Raw genomic sequence first — 15,473 nt, 5'->3', positions numbered from 1 at the left:
AAACGCTAACGTGAGCGCTCGTTGTTCGATAGAAACTCCCTCACATCATCTGCGATTTCTTTTGATTTCGTATGATGCAAATAATGGCCGCCTTTGAAAGTAACGACTTTTCCGTGGTCTACATTTTTCAGCAGCTCTTCATGCATTGGTTTCCAGTTTGGTGTTTCTTTCTCCGTTTGATCCGCTAGATAGAAAGCAACAGGGAGCTTCTTAGGGAAATGTAGGCGTTGAGCGTTTTTAAAATTGTTTTTAAAGTTTTCTGCCTCACTAGCTTGGCTTTCATCCAAGAAATTTCGGAAAGTCAGCATTTTAATCTGAGCTTTCGTTTGATCATCTACTTTAGGCATCACCAGTTGATCTGGATTCATTTTCACTATCAATCTGTAAAAGCCGGATTGATGAAGCAGCTGTAAGCTGGGAACTGGCAATTCATCTGCATCCTCCTGCTTAGGAAAACTACTATCAATTCCAACAAAGGCTTGGACTTCTTTTTCGTATTGATTCACATATTCTAATCCATAAATGCCAGAAATCGAATGACCCATTAGCGTATATTTTTTAATATTGAGTTTTTGCAAACATTCATGAATCTCATCCACAATGTTTTGACTTGTCCTTACTTTATCTGTGTCGTCACTTAAACCATAACCAAACGGTTCAATCACTACGACTCTATAATATGGCGATAACTCCTTGACTAACGGTTCAAAATCCAGCACGGGTGAAGCAGTTCCATAGCCTGGGAGAAGGACAATCGTTTCTTTCCCATCGCCTTCAATGAGCACATTCATCTCCTTCCCATCCACCAAGACCTTTTGCCCATAAGCTTCTATTTTCCCTTTCTCCCGTTCATTACTAACGAGGTTTACAAAATAAACAGTAGCTAGAAAAACAACCATGACCGTGATAATGGTGCCTATGGAGATCAACATGATTCTCAATATTTTTTTCATTGGTTTTCTCTTCCCTTCATGATGAAGAACTCTAGCTTACATCCATCGATGAAAATTAATATTTTCTTTCACAATAGATGATGCCGATTGTATTTGCGCAAACACTTGATACATACATAAACGTAATTGCTATATAAAACCACTCTGTTGGAGATGAGAATTGATGGACCAAAGATTGAACGACAGCAACCAATATATAGGCTAAAGCCACACCTATAATGGAAAAACTTCCGGCTTTCGCTAAAATAAATTGACCTCGTTCATCATGTTTATATTCACGGTTTTTCTTAAATTGAAAGGCCGTGCTTAAAATAGAAAGGGTAATGAGAGAATAAAGTATGATCGTCGTTATCATTGTTGTTCCTCCTTGTCGACCTCTTGAAATACGTCATACAAATCAACTTCAAATGTCCTAGCAATTTGAAATGCTAATTTTAAAGACAAAGAATATTTACCATTTTCAATCGCTGCCACAGTTTGACGAGTCACACCTAACTTCTCTGCCAAATCCTTTTGTGTCCAGTCTCTTTCTGCCCGTAATACCTTAATTTTATTTTTAATCTCCATTTCAAATTCCTTTCTTAAAGGATGATTTATTTAACAATATGTTAAAAATAATTAACATTATGTTAATTAACAATAACCTCTTTTCTTCTGTATGTCAATTTCACCGGATGCAAAAAAGAATCATCCATTTTGAAAGGCCTACCTCAAAATGAATGATTCTTCTATAAATGATGTGATCTTCTGATTTAAAACACTTTCCTCTGGTAAATCGCAGTAGAAAGTCCCCAAGACAGCAAGTAGATGAGCATAATCAGTACAGTTGACCCCGTATAGACAATAGGGATCGATAAATTCATGATAAAATCAGTGATCCCACTGAATTGCTCTGCTAAATAGAGAACAACAGGCGGTCCCATAGCAGATAATACGATAAAGCCAATGATCACTGCCGTTGTGATATAACCAGGCTTTAAGATATAAAACAATGGAAACGTACATGCTGCGAACAATAAAAACAACCCGCTGCCAATCGCAATATCTGACAGCGAAAACAGCTTCCCAAACACAAATAATCCAGCACTTGTCAGCACGATCGCAATACTCATATAGAAAATGGCGCCAAGATAACGTGATGCGATAATTTCTTTACGTGTATAGGGCAAGGAATTTAATAGAATATTCGTTTCTGCCTTCTCATCATAAGCATATGTGTTAAATGGAATGAAGACACTAGCGACTAGAAACGTTAATACTGGATGGACATCCATGAAAATGAAAAATAAGATAAACGGAATAAAAATAAGTAACTGCTTCTTTTGCAAAATCACATCACGCTTAATTAAATGAAACATGCGCAACCCCGCCTTTCAAATAAAACATGATATCCTCAAGCGACGCCGGTTCAATCACAACAGCATCCCCGAAAATAAGCTTCACCTCATCAATCCGATCTGTTAATGCTTCAAATCCGGCTGCCGTACGCTGAATATGGATAAACGCCTTTTCTGTGTCTCGATCCAGCAAATCCAGGCTCCCCTTTACCAGCGCATAATTCTCCGCCACCTCATGAATCGACTGTTGAAAGACCAATCTTCCATTTTGTATAAACGCAATATAATCCGCGATGCGATCTAAATCAGTCGTCATATGCGTTGAGAAAAAAATCGTTCGATTTCCATCAATCATCAATTCTTGTAACGTGCCGAGCAGCTCTCTTCTAAAGACCGGATCTAAACCAGCAGTTGGTTCATCCATGATAATCAGCTCGGCATGATGCGACAGCGCAATCGCAAGTGACGCCTTCATCTGCATCCCTTTTGAAAATGTCTTGATCGCTTTATTCAGCGGCAGACCAAACTGTTCAATATATTGATAAAAAAGATGGTCATCCCAGCGTTTATAGGCAGGTGCCACAATTCGTTTGATGTCCTTTAAATTCAATCCTGGGAAAAAAACGTTAGCATCGTAAACAAAGCCAATTCGTTCCTTAATCTCTTTTTCATGGGTGCGATAATCTAATCCAAAAATTTTAACCTCACCAGAATCTGGTTTTAACAAATTCATGATCATTTTAATCGTGGTCGACTTACCAGCTCCATTTTCTCCAATAAACCCAGTAACAAAGCCCTTTTTGACCTGTAAATCGAGATTCTGCACAGAAAAGTCTTTGAACCGTTTTGATACTCCTTTGAATTCAATCACGTGCTCCACTCATCTCACTCCTCATACAAGAACTTTAATAACTGCTGCAATTCATCAAAAGATAAGCCTAATTCCTTGCCGTTTGTAACAACCGCTCCAAGCTGTTCCTCAATCACCTTCAATTTTTTCTCTCTCATGACCTCTAGGTTTTGCTCGGCAACAAATGATCCCTTACCGACAATCGAATAAATAAATCCTGCCTTCTCTAACTCTTCATATGCACGTTTTGTTGTGATGACGCTGATTTGTAAATCCTTCGCCAGCTTTCGGATAGACGGCAGTCCCGCACCTTCTGCAAGCTCCCCCGTTAAGATCAACGATTTGATTTGCGTCGTAATCTGCTCATAGATAGGCTCCTTAGAATGGTTAGAAATCGTAATTTGCATATAAAAACCTCTTTTTTCTGTACTGGTATTCGCAATGAAATATTGTATATACGCTATATATACATTATATACACACTGAAAAAATATTCAACTCCTTTTATTAACTTTTTTGAATGCGATCCAACTAAAAAACCGCACAGCTCTTCAGCCATGCGGTTCCTCAACAAATCAATTTATCTCCAATATACCCATTTTCCCATAAGCCATTCCACAGGCCCTCTTCTCCACTTTTTCAAATATAGATAGCTGATGAACAGCTGAGCTGTGTAAAGTCCAACAGCAAGTAGCAGTCCAAACATTGAGCCCATTTGTCCGAATAACCCAAGTCCGTAAGAATAGAAAATCGTTGTACAAATAATAGATTGAGCCAAATAGTTTGATAAAGACAATCGGCCCAGTCCTGCAAGCAGACGTTTCAACCCTTGTGCAGCCTTTGAATAGTAGAAGACAATAAAAGCTTGAATATAACCGATCGTCAGGACATAGGCTCCTAACGTCAACACCATTTCACTCCAAGGAGCATCACTGAACGTCGCACATTTTAAAGCGAGCCCGATGATAATCATCCAAACCCAGCCTTTACGATAAGCCATGCCTCGATCTTCTTCTGTCAAATGACCTTTTTTCCCGATCGCCATGCCAAGCAGTGCAAATGGACCGATCATGATAGGAGCATAGAGAAGACTTAAAATTGGTGTCAGAGTAAGTGTTACAATTGCCATCATGATGGAGACGATTACCATATCATCTTCGATTGTAATCCGGCTCAACACAATATCGCCATATGTACCAGTTCCATATACATTTGTTAATAATTCAGAATTTCCGTAAATAAAATTCATTAGAGATGGATAAATCACTAAAGATATGGCACCTAAAATTCCCGACCATATAAACACTGTTTTGATTCGGCTGTGTATAAACATCATTAGGAAAAACGTACAAGCTCCATAATAGAGAAGAATGTCGCCACTCCAAATAAAGATTAAATGCAGCATCCCAAGCACAATAAGACCAAAGCCGCGGCGGACGACGATGGCATTCGTATTCAGCCCCTTGGCCTTTGTAGATTCAATCAGTTTGATAAAAGAATACCCAAACAAAAAGGAGAAAATCGGATAAAATGACCCCTGGAACAAGATTTCCGTCACATATACCCCAAACTCCTGCCCCCATATGCTCGGATCAAACATCTTCTCAAAATCATAATCATATTGAAAATTAAGCATATTCACAATCAAAATACCTAATAAACTAAAACCACGTAAACTATCAATAAACTCAACCCTAGATCCCTTCAACACGACAGCTCCTTAAACAATATATAACAAATTTAAGATATACCTGTATATTTTACCAAATATTTTTCGAAATAGTATATATATTTCTAATAAAAAAGTGATCTTTCATCCTATCAGTGAATCCAGCCTATCTTATGATTCAATTTCCCCCTATTTTCATCTCCTCTTGATCATCAAAACGCTCATTCAAGGAAAAAGCCGAGGGTCCCATACATTTTATCTCTAAATAGGACAATATATCTGCATATTATTTCAATTATTATATAAATTTTACATTTCATTGTTAATATAACCTTCATTGACAATGAATATTTCTTCATATACACTTTGGGTGGATTTAGGAATAACATTCCTAATCTATCAAATTCTAGAGGGGGAATATCATCATGAATGATCAAAATTTATGTGATATCATGAGACACCACGCCACTCACACGCCGCATCATCCAGCTTTAGCGTGCAACCATCAGAACATCACATATGCTGAACTTGAGAAACAAAGTAACCAGTTCGCCAATTACCTTATCAAAATGGGCGTAACGAAAGCTTCTCATATTGGCCTAGCCTTAGAAAGATCACCACAATTGATTGTCTCTATTCTCGCTATCACCAAAATAGGAGCCGTTTATGTGCCTATAGATATAAATTACCCTAGTGAACGTATTCAATTTATGATTGAAGATGCCGAACTATCGTTTTTACTCACAACATCACATGTCACTCAAAGCCTAACCTCCTTGCCTATTCCTACTATCTACTTAGATAAAGAAAAACATCTCATCCTTACACAATCAACGTCAAACCCGTCTTTTGATGTAAAACCTTCTGATGCCGCTTATATCATGTATACCTCTGGCACAACAGGAAAACCAAAAGGTGTTGTCATTACACATAGATGTATCATGCACCTAACGCATAACCCTTCCTTTCTGCCCGTTAATTCTTCTGATACCTTAGCATTATTATCTACCATCTCTTTTGATTCCTCTACATTTGAAATATGGTCCGCTTTATTAAATGGAGCGACACTCGCTATTCCTCCTTCTGGAAAACTGACTCCTGAACTCGTCAGTCAAACCATTAAAGACTATGATGTATCGATTCTTTTTTTAACTACTGGATTGTTCAACTTGATGATGGAGTCACACCTGAACGATATCAAATCAGTTAAATACATCGTCTCTGGCGGAGATGTCATGTCTCCTCAAGTCGTTCATCAAGCATTAAAGGAGCTCCCACATACGACCATCATTAATGGCTATGGCCCGACAGAAAATACAATCTTCACAACAACTTTTCAACTGCCAGACACCTGGGATGATCTCGTCAGTATACCAATTGGCAGACCTGTAGCAGGAACCATCATTGACATCACAAATGAACAAGGTGAATCTGTCTCTCAAGGACAAATAGGGGAACTCATCACTTCAGGAGATGGACTAGCATTAGGCTACTGGCGAAGAGAAAACCTAACAAAGGAACGTTTCATCGAACGGAATGGAAGAACCTATTACAAAACAGGGGATCTTGTTCGACAACAACCTGATGGGCTGATTGAATATATTGGTAGAAAGGATGACCAAGTCAAAATTAGAGGCTTTCGTATTGAGCTTAGCGAGATTGAGCATGTGTTGATCCAGCATCCAAGTGTTAAATCCTGTTTGGTGACAGCCACAGAAGTGATACCTGGGGATAAGCGCATCATTGCATACATCATTCCGTCCAACAAAAAGACATGGGATCTATATACCATTCAAACTTATGCAAAGAAAACATTCCCTGATTTCATGCGCCCTGCACATTATGTTCTATTGACAAACTTCCCTACGACCACAAATGGAAAAGTCGATCGAAAAGCACTACCAAGACATCATTTCGACAGACCCAAACTGCAAACTGAATATGTCGCACCAACTAATCAAACCGAAGAAGCACTCTGTGAAATATGGACAGATCTATTAAAGGTAGAGCCCATTGGCACAAACGATCACTTCTTCGACTTAGGAGGAAACTCCATCCTTGCCGCCAAAACCTTAATGCGTATGCAGGAGACATTACACGTTGAACTACCTGCCAGCACCCTTTATGAACATCCTACGATTCAACAAGTTCATCTTATGCTACAAAATCAAACACCTGAGCCGAAACAACAGCTCACATCAGAGGGATTTTTAGATGAAAAGATTCAGCCAAAGCACCTATTCGATTCTAAATCCTTTAAGCAGAATGCCGTGTTATTAACAGGAGCAACCGGCTTTCTAGGCGCTTATCTCATTAAAGAGCTTGTTCGAATGAATCCCTCCATCCAAATCTATTGTGTCATCAGAGCAAGGGACAAACAGCACGCAAGACAGAGAATACAAGTAAATATGGAGAAATATCACCTATGGGACGAACATTATCTGAAACAACTAAAACCGATTGTAGGTTACTTGGACAAGCCTCAACTAGGACTCTCAACAGAGGAATTTCAACAACTCGCCCAAACCATTGATGCCATCTATCATAATGGAGCAAAAGTCAATTACGTTCAGCCCTATCACATGCACAAGGATACAAATGTCACCGGCACAGAAAATATCATCAAACTCGCCTGCACAGAACAGGTAAAGCCTGTTCATTTCTTATCGACCATTGCCATATTCGGACCTGCCGGGTATCTAGATGGCACGACCGTTCTTTTTGAAGATACATCCATCGATGCTTATCTTCCTATTGTAGAAAAGGACATTGGGTACTCTCAAAGTAAATGGGTGGCAGAAAAAATCATGTGGGAAGCAAAAAAACGTGGCGTGCCGATCACAGTCCTTCGCCCCGGCTTCATCATGGGCGACAGTCAAACAGGCGTTCATAATACAGAGGATTACATGGCGAGACTAATCAAAGGATGCATCCAATTAAAGGCTTACGGTGAGCTACCGAATCAACGAAAAGAATTCGTACCCGTCGACTTTGTTTCAAAAGCCATTACAACCATATGCAAGGATCCAGCCAACTTCGGCAAAGCCTATCACCTCGTTCCACCTCAAGAAGAAAGCATGGAATTAGGTGAATTTTTTCAAAAAATCACAGAAGAAATAGGCTATCCATTAGAAAAGAAAGCATATAACGATTGGGTAGAAGCTCTCATTCAAGCAAGCGACCAACACGCAGACAACGCCCTTACGCCATTTCTTCCAATGCTCACTGAAAAGGTAGAACGAGACAAAACAGTCTGGGAACTATACGAAAACATGGCGCACTTTGACTCAACAAATACTCAAACGGTTCTCCAAGCACATGGAATGACCTATCCCCCTATGGATGATCATTTAATCAAACGCTATTTCAAATACATGGAGGACATTGGATTTTTAAAATTTGATTCAAACACTGCCCTGAGAATATAAAAGCATTCCCTTGTTTTTAAACTCAGTACAGGAAGTAATAAAAGGTTGGATGCAACATCCAACCTTTTATTACTTACCTTTCATCAGCTGTACCTTTCTAGATCACCTCGGTAGAAAACTTATGCCTTATGATCTTTTTCTTCTTTAAAAAGCACACGCTTCACATAAAACAAAATCCCCAATCCAAACAAAATCAACGGCAACTCCCAATCTGCAGAAACCGGCAGCCATTTCAACATCATGAGAATCAGCAAAACAGCTCCCACACCTGCATAAAAGACCACCGTTTTTTTCAATTCTTGGTTTGATTGAAACAAAAAACCACCTCTTTATTAACACTTTTTATACCATTTTTAGCATATTCAACTGATATAAACAATCATTTCATCAATCCATATCCCGACAAGCCCAAGCATCCACCTCAACCTTTAAAGCAGGTGAAGCCAAAGCCACCACATAAATCATCGTCATACAAGGCAGATGGTCTCCTAAAAACTGACCCATGATTCGTTTTCTTCTCTCAGCATCAAACTCACCTACCAAATAAAACACAAGCTTCGTTATATCTTCTACTTTCATATCTGCCGCTTCTACATTGCGTTTTACATTCTCTAACGCTAGCTCGAGCTGTTCCATCGGGCTCGCTGGGATGGTCCCATCGACTTCCATCCCCACTTGCCCTGATAAGGTTAACCACCGCTGCGGCCCTGTTGTCTCTATTTGATGGATGTACGGTGCAACTGGCGCGTGAATGGTCTCAGGATTACGTGATGTTTTCATTGATCAAACCCCTTTTCTGAAAATACAATCAATTTACACCTATCATACCAAACTTTCTTCCCATCCTATCTGCGTATGCTCCGAACGAAGCCAAAAAAAAGACCTTTCTTCAAAAGAAAGACCTCTCTAAAATGATGCTCCGCTCCGATGCTCAATTTGATGAATCCAATTCAAATCCGCCTCTAAATGAAGCAGCGTGCCAGAAATCAATAAGTACCGACTCTCATCACCTTGCACAAGACATTCCGTTTTCAGCTTCGTGAGTTCCATCACATCTTTCATGATGACGGCTTTCTGCTGCTGAAGCATTTCTTTTTCTTGATGAAATCTGATTTTCCGTGCACAGCCCCATTTAAAGTGAAAATCATCCTTTGCAGCATGATACGGAACAGGCGCCAACAGCCATGATTCCAGCTCTTGTCTGCCTTCTTCCGTCACGTCGTACAGCTTTCGATCTTGGTCATCTATTCCCACTGCTGTCACCAATTGATCACGAATTAACCGATCAAGCGTCGTGTAGATTTGACCCGGGTTGATTTTTCCTTTTATTCCGAGCAATGACTCCAGCTCTAGCTTTAATTCATATCCATGATGTTGCTGCTGACAGAGCGATGTTAAAATTCCGTATTTCACTGACATATGATTTAACCTTCTTTGAGAGATGATATCATCTCTATTTTACTCGCTGTCGCACTAGAAATCCACGAAGCCGCTAAACTGAGTGCAATTCCTACGATCACTGCCAGCAGTAGATGCACAAGCGGCAATTGGAATGAAACAAATCCACCGAGCCAATCAGATTGGCTTGAGACATATAGAAGAATCACACCAAATAAAATGCCGCCAATCACACCTGATAACCCAATGAGCAGACCTTCTCCGACGATCATTTTTCTCACCTGCTGTTTTGTCAGCCCAAGCGCCCGCATGGTGCCAATCTCAGATGTACGTTCAAGCGTATTCATCAACAGTGTATTGGCTGTTCCAATGCTCGCGAGCCCCATAATGAAAATGAGCATCATAGAAATTAACTCGTTCATACCAGTTAAAGCCGATGTCGTTGATTCAATCTCATCCTCTACTGTTTTCACCTTTGAAAGCCGCTGCCCAAAGTCTTCCCATAGCTGATCTCGTAAAGACTCACCGGCCCCTTTGTCTTTTAACGTAAGCAGGATATCAAGGGGCTGCGTCCACCCTAAATCCTCTTGTAAAAATGTCTGATCGACAAATGCCACATAACCTGAATGATGAGAAGTCTTGACCACATCAATGACTTGTAACTGCTGCCGACCAGAAGGTGCATTGAGATACACACTCTCTCCAATACGCCCACCCCATTCATCAAACGCACGCTCTCCTAACACGATAGAGGGCTTTTCTGCTAAATGTTGATACAAATCGCCTTTATTGTCATCTTCTATAAAAGACGGTCCCTTTTCCTCTACGCCGATCAGAGAAAATTGTCTTTTCTCTCCATCAGCCGTTTCCCATGTCAAAGGAGCCGCTTCCATCATCGGTTCCACCCGCTCAACAGCCTCATAGGATGACAGCTTTTCTTGATCCGCTTTCGTCCATGGGGCTTCAGAAGTAACCCTGAGATCGCCTCCATACGTTTGACGAATCTCTTTTTCGTAGCCATCTGGAGCCGATTCAATGACCGCACTTAAAAGCAAGATCACAGCAATCCCAACAGCTAGAATCGCCGCCGTATTCGCATTTCGATTCAGTTGCTGCGTGACATGCTGCGCTGATAGATGACCTGGATAGCCAAAAACAAGCTTCAAAAGAGGCGCCAACAACCGGTTCAAAAAGAGCAGAAAAAATGGGAATAACAGAACCATGCTGGCTAAAATGGCAAGATAAGCAGCCGGATGATCCACCCATACAAATGAAAGCAAGCCTATCCCTATCGCCGCTCTAATGACCGATTGTTTCTTCGGTGCAGAAGTTTGGGTTGTGGATTTTAAAGTCAGCAGCACAGACGTTTTCCCTGCATGATAGATCGGAAATAACGAAAACAGCACAGGGAACACAATACCAATGATCACTGCTATTACAACAGGCACTTGCCAATCTAACGAATACACCATATCAAAAGCAAACACACCAAGCAGTGTTTGCATGAACACATCCCCAAGCCAAACGCCAATCGGCACCCCAATGACGGTTCCAATACATGCCAAGATCAAAACCTCAATTAACATCAGCTTAGAAACAGAGCCCTGTGTATAACCGAAGCTCTTCATAATCGCAAATTCTTTTTTGCGTTCCATCACACTCGTATAAATCATATTAAACACGATAAAACCGCTCATAAACATCGACAGCCCTGCGATGAGGTAAAAGAACGTGTACAACCCGCCAATGTCATTACTTTGCCGGTCATCCGCCACCACAGGCTGGACAAAAACATCGGCATCCTTGAACTCTTTCTGTAAAGATTGAAAGAGCTGCTCTCCGCCATCATTCGTCTGAAATCTCATATAAGAAAGCTGATGATCGAGTCCCGTCCAGTCTCTCAATAAATCAAGCGGCGCCATCACACGAAAGCTCGATGATTCTGCACTCTTCCAGTCACTCGGACTTGAAAGCAGCTGTGTATATTCCACAATGGCAGATACCTTCGCTTCGCCCAAATCAGAAAAACGAATGGTATCTCCCACTTTTTTATTCAGCAGCTTCGCCACAACATCTGGAATGACCAACCCCTGATTATCCAAACGCCCTTCAATCACAGGCAGCTTCAGTAAAGAGCTCGTTTGATCTTGCACCCCGGTAATGCGCACCGCCCGTTGGTTAAGAGAGTGATCACCTTCTACCTCAAAAAACGTCTGTTTATCCAGCGCTAATAATGATCCTGTCACATCAGGATGTTTTAAAATGGAGGAGATCTGTTCCTCATCATACGTATGATCATCACTCAACACCCAATAATCTGCATCAGCGACATACATTTGCTCATAGTAATGAAACACATCATTTGTCGTTCGATCGGCAATGAGCATCGACGTGACAAAAGCGATCCCCACCATGATGCCTAAGACAGAAATGGCGAACCGCTTTTTATGCTGAAGCATGTTACGCCATGAAATTCGCCACATACTGAGCATAATCATCATCCTTTCTAGAAATCACTTGATCAATGACACCGTCTTTAAAAAGGATGATTCGGTCCGCAAACCCCGCTGCGAAAATATCATGCGTCACCATAATAATCGTCTGCTTGCTTTCTCGATTGAACTTGCACATTAACGCCAAAATATCCTCCGCTCTATGTCGGTCCAAGTTCCCCGTTGGCTCATCTGCTAACAGCACTGACGGCTGATTGACTAAAGCTCTTGCAATCGCTACACGCTGCTGCTGCCCGCCGCTCAGCAAACTAGCCCGTTTCCGCCCAAGCCCATTCAAGCCAACAGCCTCTAACAGCTCTACAACCGTCTGTTGATTCTCCTTTGTTAAACGTCCATCTGCATGCAGCGGAAACGCCACATTTTCTTCGACAGTTAATGTAGGCAGCAGCTGATAATTTTGAAACACAAACCCAATCTGTTTTCTGCGAAAAATCGTTCTCTCTTTCTCATTCATCTCACTTAACTGATGCTCATCTATCAAAATCTCTCCATCAGTAGGCAGATCAAGCCCGCCTAACAGCTGAAGTAATGTACTTTTTCCAGAACCACTCGGTCCCATCACCGCTACAAACTCCCCTTCTTCTACCGTCAAATCAACGCCCCTCAGCACCTCAGTCCGCTCCTGGCCTTGAATGAACTCCTTCTTCACATGCTTGATCTGAATCATCTGCAAACTCCTCCCATCCCTTTACGGAGTAATTATATACTAAGTATATATTATTTCAACATTTAAATCATGATAATATGTATTTACATCTTATTTATTACTTACTAAATATATAAAAAAATCCTTTAGATTTTCATATCCAAAGGGTACATCATGCTATAATTCTTGTTTTCTAAAAAGAAACCATCCGATGAGAAAAAAGAAACCAATCAATACCGATACACCAAGAAAGCTTGTAAGCGCCTGATCCGAATAAGTCCCTCTATGAATCATCTCCTCAGCCGCACTTGTGACGCCTTTAGGTGCAAACTTCCCTAATGCATCCTCATAAAACGAAGGAACGGTAAACAGGATGAGGTTGATCAAAAGGGAAACGCCGCCCGCAGTCACTGAACGCTTAAAGAATGCCGATGCACAAATGGTCGACACCACAATAAGCAGTAGGTTTGGATAATACAAAAGCGTTCCTTTTAACACATCGCCCCAAGCCACATGCCCAAATTGAATGTTCACATAATAAACGGAAGCTAGCACCGCCACTATCAAACTAAACAAAGTTAAACAGGCATAGGCGCATAGTTTCGAGACATAATAACTCATTCGACTGATCGGTTTCACCATAATCATGGCTGTCACACCAGATGCACGCTCTCCAGCAATCGTCCCCATCACGATCATAATGAGGATAAACACGCCGAGCGAATCAAATTTACTCAATGCACTGGCTAAAGCTTCTCCAGCACTAGGCTCTGGTATATAAAATGTAGACCCTTCAGGTAGATTCACTGATTTCGACAAAAGATCTGGCAGCATTTTGAGCGTAATAGGCTGGGTGATCATTAAAATCGTAAAAATGATTGGCACAAATAAGATTTTATAACTAGTGAATAACTCCCTAAATTCCTTTTTCAACATCATCATGCCGTCACAACCTTCATAAAAATATCTTCAAGCGTTAGCTTAGATAGTCGATATTGGAGAAGAACACCGCCAGCTTCAGTGATGAGACCCGGCAGCTCTCTCAATGCCATTTGTTGATCTTTCACTCGTACCTGATAAGTGTCCCCTGTCTCCATGCATTCCTCCACCCAATCCCGTTCTTTTAACAAAGCCACTAGTTTCGGATTCTGTTGTTCTAATTGAAATTCAATCACGGGCTGGATATAGTCTTCTTTGAGCTGTTTCATCGAAGAGGACATCTCAATTTTGCCGCTGTTGATCATGATAATATGATCCGCCACTCGTTCAATGTCATCTAAAATATGGGTCGACATAAAGATCAGCATCTCATGCTTTAGACGCTCAATCAAAGTCAGGACGTCTTTTCTCCCCATAGGATCAAGTGCCGACACTGGTTCATCTAGTATGAGGACCTTCGGGCTGTTGATCAATGCCTGCGCAATGGCAAGTCTCTGCTTCATCCCTCCGCTGTAGCTGCCAATGGCACGATCCTTCGCCTCATACACCCGGCAAAGCTTCAACAGCTCCTCTGTTTTGGAACGAATGGTGTGTTTCTCTAAATGAAATAACCCGCCAACCCAATGCATCCATTCCTGCCCCGTCATGTCCTGATAAAATGCAGGATGCTGCGGACAGTACCCAATCACCTGACTGATTTGATCCATGTCCTTTTCGACATCAAAACCTGCCACCTTCACAACGCCAGACGTAGGACGAGCAAGCCCCGTCAAAATCCGGATCGTCGTTGTCTTCCCCGCTCCATTGACTCCTAAAAAGCCAACACATCCAACCTCCCCAACAGAAAACGAGACATCTTTTAACACTTCATGCCGTCCATACGATTTCGTCAGCCCGTGACACTCCAACATATTCAAGCGAATCCCCCCTACTAAGATTGTTTACGACCAAAAATGAAATACGCAATAGGACCGGCACTCGCCACAAACACAATCACCAAGGCCCAAACCCACTTCACTTCTCCCCTAATCCTCGATGGATCTCTTTTCAACAAATCAAACAAACCAATCACCATTAAAATGGCTTGTAGCAAAATAAGAGGTAAAATCAGCTTCATATCCATCCACGCCACTCCCTTTTCAAACGTTAATTTGTTTTGGTATTACTTCTTTTGACGACATGAAGAGGGAATTCGTTCAAATGGTTTTTATTTTTATCAATCGAATGGTCTATAAATATAAAAAAGCCCAGTGAGGGTTATTCACTGGGCTTGCTTGTGATGGTCATGATGAATCTCGCATAATCTTATCCATTTTCTTTCCCTTGGCTAACTCATCAATCAGCTTATCTAGATACCGAATATTTTTCATGGTTTCTTCCTCAATGTCCTCTACTCGAACACCACAGATGACTCCTTTGATTAAACTGCGGGAAGGATGAAGCTCAGGGGCGTCAGCAAAGAAGGTTTCAATGTCTATCTGCTTGTCCAACTGTTGCTGTAACTCTGCTGGACTGTACCCCGTCAACCAACAAATAATCGTATCAACCTCAGCCTTCGTTCGACCCTTTCTCTCTGCCTTTGCGATGTAGAGAGGATAGACTTTTGCAAAGCTCATTGTGTAAATTTTATGTTTGGTCATGTGTCTGCTCTCTTTCTTCGTTAAATATTTAAACTGTCACGCTTTCTCAAGGGAACTCCCTCTCATTATGCACTTAGTATAATGTGTTAAAAATACAACT

The 15,473-nt window shown here is 41.2% G+C and carries 17 protein-coding genes; 1 reads left to right on the top strand and 16 read right to left on the bottom strand.

Features of this window, described 5'->3' with window-relative positions:
* Positions 1-5: 5 nt before the first annotated feature.
* From NST73_RS01180 to NST73_RS01150, 7 genes are all read right to left on the bottom strand, one after another.
* Positions 6-953, bottom strand: a complete 948-nt coding sequence (locus NST73_RS01180; protein ID WP_342499310.1) for an alpha/beta hydrolase — start codon at positions 951-953, stop codon at positions 6-8.
* 55 nt (positions 954-1,008) lie between these two features.
* On the bottom strand, positions 1,009-1,308 hold the full coding sequence (locus NST73_RS01175; RefSeq protein ID WP_008343907.1) for a hypothetical protein: 300 nt from the start codon (positions 1,306-1,308) through the stop codon (positions 1,009-1,011).
* Positions 1,305-1,520: a helix-turn-helix transcriptional regulator gene (locus NST73_RS01170; RefSeq protein WP_193804009.1), complete on the bottom strand. Its 216-nt coding sequence runs from the start codon at positions 1,518-1,520 to the stop codon at positions 1,305-1,307. The genes NST73_RS01175 and NST73_RS01170 overlap by 4 nt, the downstream gene beginning before the upstream one ends.
* Before the next feature lie 185 nt (positions 1,521-1,705).
* Complete coding sequence (locus NST73_RS01165) at positions 1,706-2,311, bottom strand: ABC-2 transporter permease (RefSeq protein ID WP_341014715.1); 606 nt, start codon at positions 2,309-2,311, stop codon at positions 1,706-1,708.
* The gene (locus NST73_RS01160; RefSeq protein WP_144679773.1) at positions 2,295-3,170 is read right to left on the bottom strand and encodes an ABC transporter ATP-binding protein; all 876 of its coding nucleotides are present in this window, start codon (positions 3,168-3,170) and stop codon (positions 2,295-2,297) included. Before NST73_RS01160 ends, NST73_RS01165 begins: the two co-directional genes overlap by 17 nt.
* Positions 3,171-3,175: 5 nt before the next feature.
* The gene (locus NST73_RS01155) at positions 3,176-3,547 is read right to left on the bottom strand and encodes a GntR family transcriptional regulator (RefSeq protein ID WP_008343911.1); all 372 of its coding nucleotides are present in this window, start codon (positions 3,545-3,547) and stop codon (positions 3,176-3,178) included.
* Between the two features lie 173 nt (positions 3,548-3,720).
* The gene (locus NST73_RS01150; protein WP_144668345.1) at positions 3,721-4,848 is read right to left on the bottom strand and encodes a DUF418 domain-containing protein; all 1,128 of its coding nucleotides are present in this window, start codon (positions 4,846-4,848) and stop codon (positions 3,721-3,723) included.
* A 386-nt stretch (positions 4,849-5,234) separates the two neighbouring features.
* Between NST73_RS01150 and NST73_RS01145 the strand changes: the two genes are divergently transcribed.
* Positions 5,235-8,237 (top strand): amino acid adenylation domain-containing protein, encoded by a 3,003-nt coding sequence (locus tag NST73_RS01145; RefSeq protein WP_342499309.1) that lies wholly within the window; start codon positions 5,235-5,237, stop codon positions 8,235-8,237.
* 119 nt (positions 8,238-8,356) lie between these two features.
* On the opposite strand, the gene NST73_RS01140 is transcribed toward NST73_RS01145, so the two are convergent.
* The 9 genes from NST73_RS01140 to NST73_RS01100 form a co-directional block, all read right to left on the bottom strand.
* Positions 8,357-8,554, bottom strand: coding sequence for a hypothetical protein (locus NST73_RS01140; RefSeq protein WP_041091718.1), 198 nt, complete (start codon positions 8,552-8,554; stop codon positions 8,357-8,359).
* Positions 8,555-8,624: 70 nt separating this feature from the next.
* Complete coding sequence (locus tag NST73_RS01135; RefSeq protein WP_301232081.1) at positions 8,625-9,017, bottom strand: RidA family protein; 393 nt, start codon at positions 9,015-9,017, stop codon at positions 8,625-8,627.
* Positions 9,018-9,143: 126 nt separating this feature from the next.
* Complete coding sequence (locus NST73_RS01130) at positions 9,144-9,656, bottom strand: PadR family transcriptional regulator (protein ID WP_048002314.1); 513 nt, start codon at positions 9,654-9,656, stop codon at positions 9,144-9,146.
* Between the two features lie 5 nt (positions 9,657-9,661).
* Positions 9,662-12,127, bottom strand: coding sequence for an FtsX-like permease family protein (locus tag NST73_RS01125; protein ID WP_301232082.1), 2,466 nt, complete (start codon positions 12,125-12,127; stop codon positions 9,662-9,664).
* Entirely contained in the window at positions 12,096-12,815 is a 720-nt protein-coding gene (locus tag NST73_RS01120; RefSeq protein WP_024719122.1) for an ABC transporter ATP-binding protein, read from the bottom strand. Before NST73_RS01120 ends, NST73_RS01125 begins: the two co-directional genes overlap by 32 nt.
* 156 nt (positions 12,816-12,971) lie before the next feature.
* The gene (locus NST73_RS01115; RefSeq protein ID WP_301232083.1) at positions 12,972-13,736 is read right to left on the bottom strand and encodes an ABC transporter permease subunit; all 765 of its coding nucleotides are present in this window, start codon (positions 13,734-13,736) and stop codon (positions 12,972-12,974) included.
* Positions 13,733-14,650, bottom strand: coding sequence for an ABC transporter ATP-binding protein (locus NST73_RS01110; RefSeq protein WP_024719120.1), 918 nt, complete (start codon positions 14,648-14,650; stop codon positions 13,733-13,735). The genes NST73_RS01115 and NST73_RS01110 overlap by 4 nt, the downstream gene beginning before the upstream one ends.
* A 14-nt stretch (positions 14,651-14,664) precedes the next feature.
* A complete protein-coding gene (locus tag NST73_RS01105; RefSeq protein ID WP_017358881.1) occupies positions 14,665-14,856 on the bottom strand; it encodes a PLD nuclease N-terminal domain-containing protein in 192 nt (63 codons plus the stop codon).
* A 160-nt stretch (positions 14,857-15,016) separates the two neighbouring features.
* Positions 15,017-15,373 carry a DUF2200 domain-containing protein gene (locus NST73_RS01100; RefSeq protein ID WP_024719119.1) on the bottom strand — a complete coding sequence of 119 codons (357 nt, stop codon included), beginning with the start codon at positions 15,371-15,373 and terminating at the stop codon, positions 15,017-15,019.
* Positions 15,374-15,473: the final 100 nt, after the last annotated feature.

Origin of the sequence: Bacillus sp. FSL W7-1034, from assembly GCF_038593365.1 — a bacterium.
GTDB lineage: Bacteria > Bacillota > Bacilli > Bacillales > Bacillaceae > Bacillus > Bacillus altitudinis.
Note: the sequence above shows the minus strand (reverse complement) of the source record. Positions and strands in the feature narration are given on the sequence as shown.

What these genes read in the sequence shown, in the direction of transcription:
- NST73_RS01115 (WP_301232083.1), bottom strand. Translation starts at nt 13,736, where the DNA reads ATGATGATGTTGAAAAAGGAATTTAGGGAGTTATTCACTAGTTATAAA.
- NST73_RS01175 (WP_008343907.1), bottom strand. Translation starts at nt 1,308, where the DNA reads ATGATAACGACGATCATACTTTATTCTCTCATTACCCTTTCTATTTTA.
- NST73_RS01125 (WP_301232082.1), bottom strand. Translation starts at nt 12,127, where the DNA reads ATGCTCAGTATGTGGCGAATTTCATGGCGTAACATGCTTCAGCATAAA.
- NST73_RS01155 (WP_008343911.1), bottom strand. Translation starts at nt 3,547, where the DNA reads ATGCAAATTACGATTTCTAACCATTCTAAGGAGCCTATCTATGAGCAG.
- NST73_RS01165 (WP_341014715.1), bottom strand. Translation starts at nt 2,311, where the DNA reads ATGTTTCATTTAATTAAGCGTGATGTGATTTTGCAAAAGAAGCAGTTA.
- NST73_RS01105 (WP_017358881.1), bottom strand. Translation starts at nt 14,856, where the DNA reads ATGGATATGAAGCTGATTTTACCTCTTATTTTGCTACAAGCCATTTTA.
- NST73_RS01120 (WP_024719122.1), bottom strand. Translation starts at nt 12,815, where the DNA reads ATGATTCAGATCAAGCATGTGAAGAAGGAGTTCATTCAAGGCCAGGAG.
- NST73_RS01170 (WP_193804009.1), bottom strand. Translation starts at nt 1,520, where the DNA reads ATGGAGATTAAAAATAAAATTAAGGTATTACGGGCAGAAAGAGACTGG.
- NST73_RS01135 (WP_301232081.1), bottom strand. Translation starts at nt 9,017, where the DNA reads ATGAAAACATCACGTAATCCTGAGACCATTCACGCGCCAGTTGCACCG.
- NST73_RS01145 (WP_342499309.1), top strand. Translation starts at nt 5,235, where the DNA reads ATGAATGATCAAAATTTATGTGATATCATGAGACACCACGCCACTCAC.
- NST73_RS01180 (WP_342499310.1), bottom strand. Translation starts at nt 953, where the DNA reads ATGAAAAAAATATTGAGAATCATGTTGATCTCCATAGGCACCATTATC.
- NST73_RS01130 (WP_048002314.1), bottom strand. Translation starts at nt 9,656, where the DNA reads ATGTCAGTGAAATACGGAATTTTAACATCGCTCTGTCAGCAGCAACAT.
- NST73_RS01100 (WP_024719119.1), bottom strand. Translation starts at nt 15,373, where the DNA reads ATGACCAAACATAAAATTTACACAATGAGCTTTGCAAAAGTCTATCCT.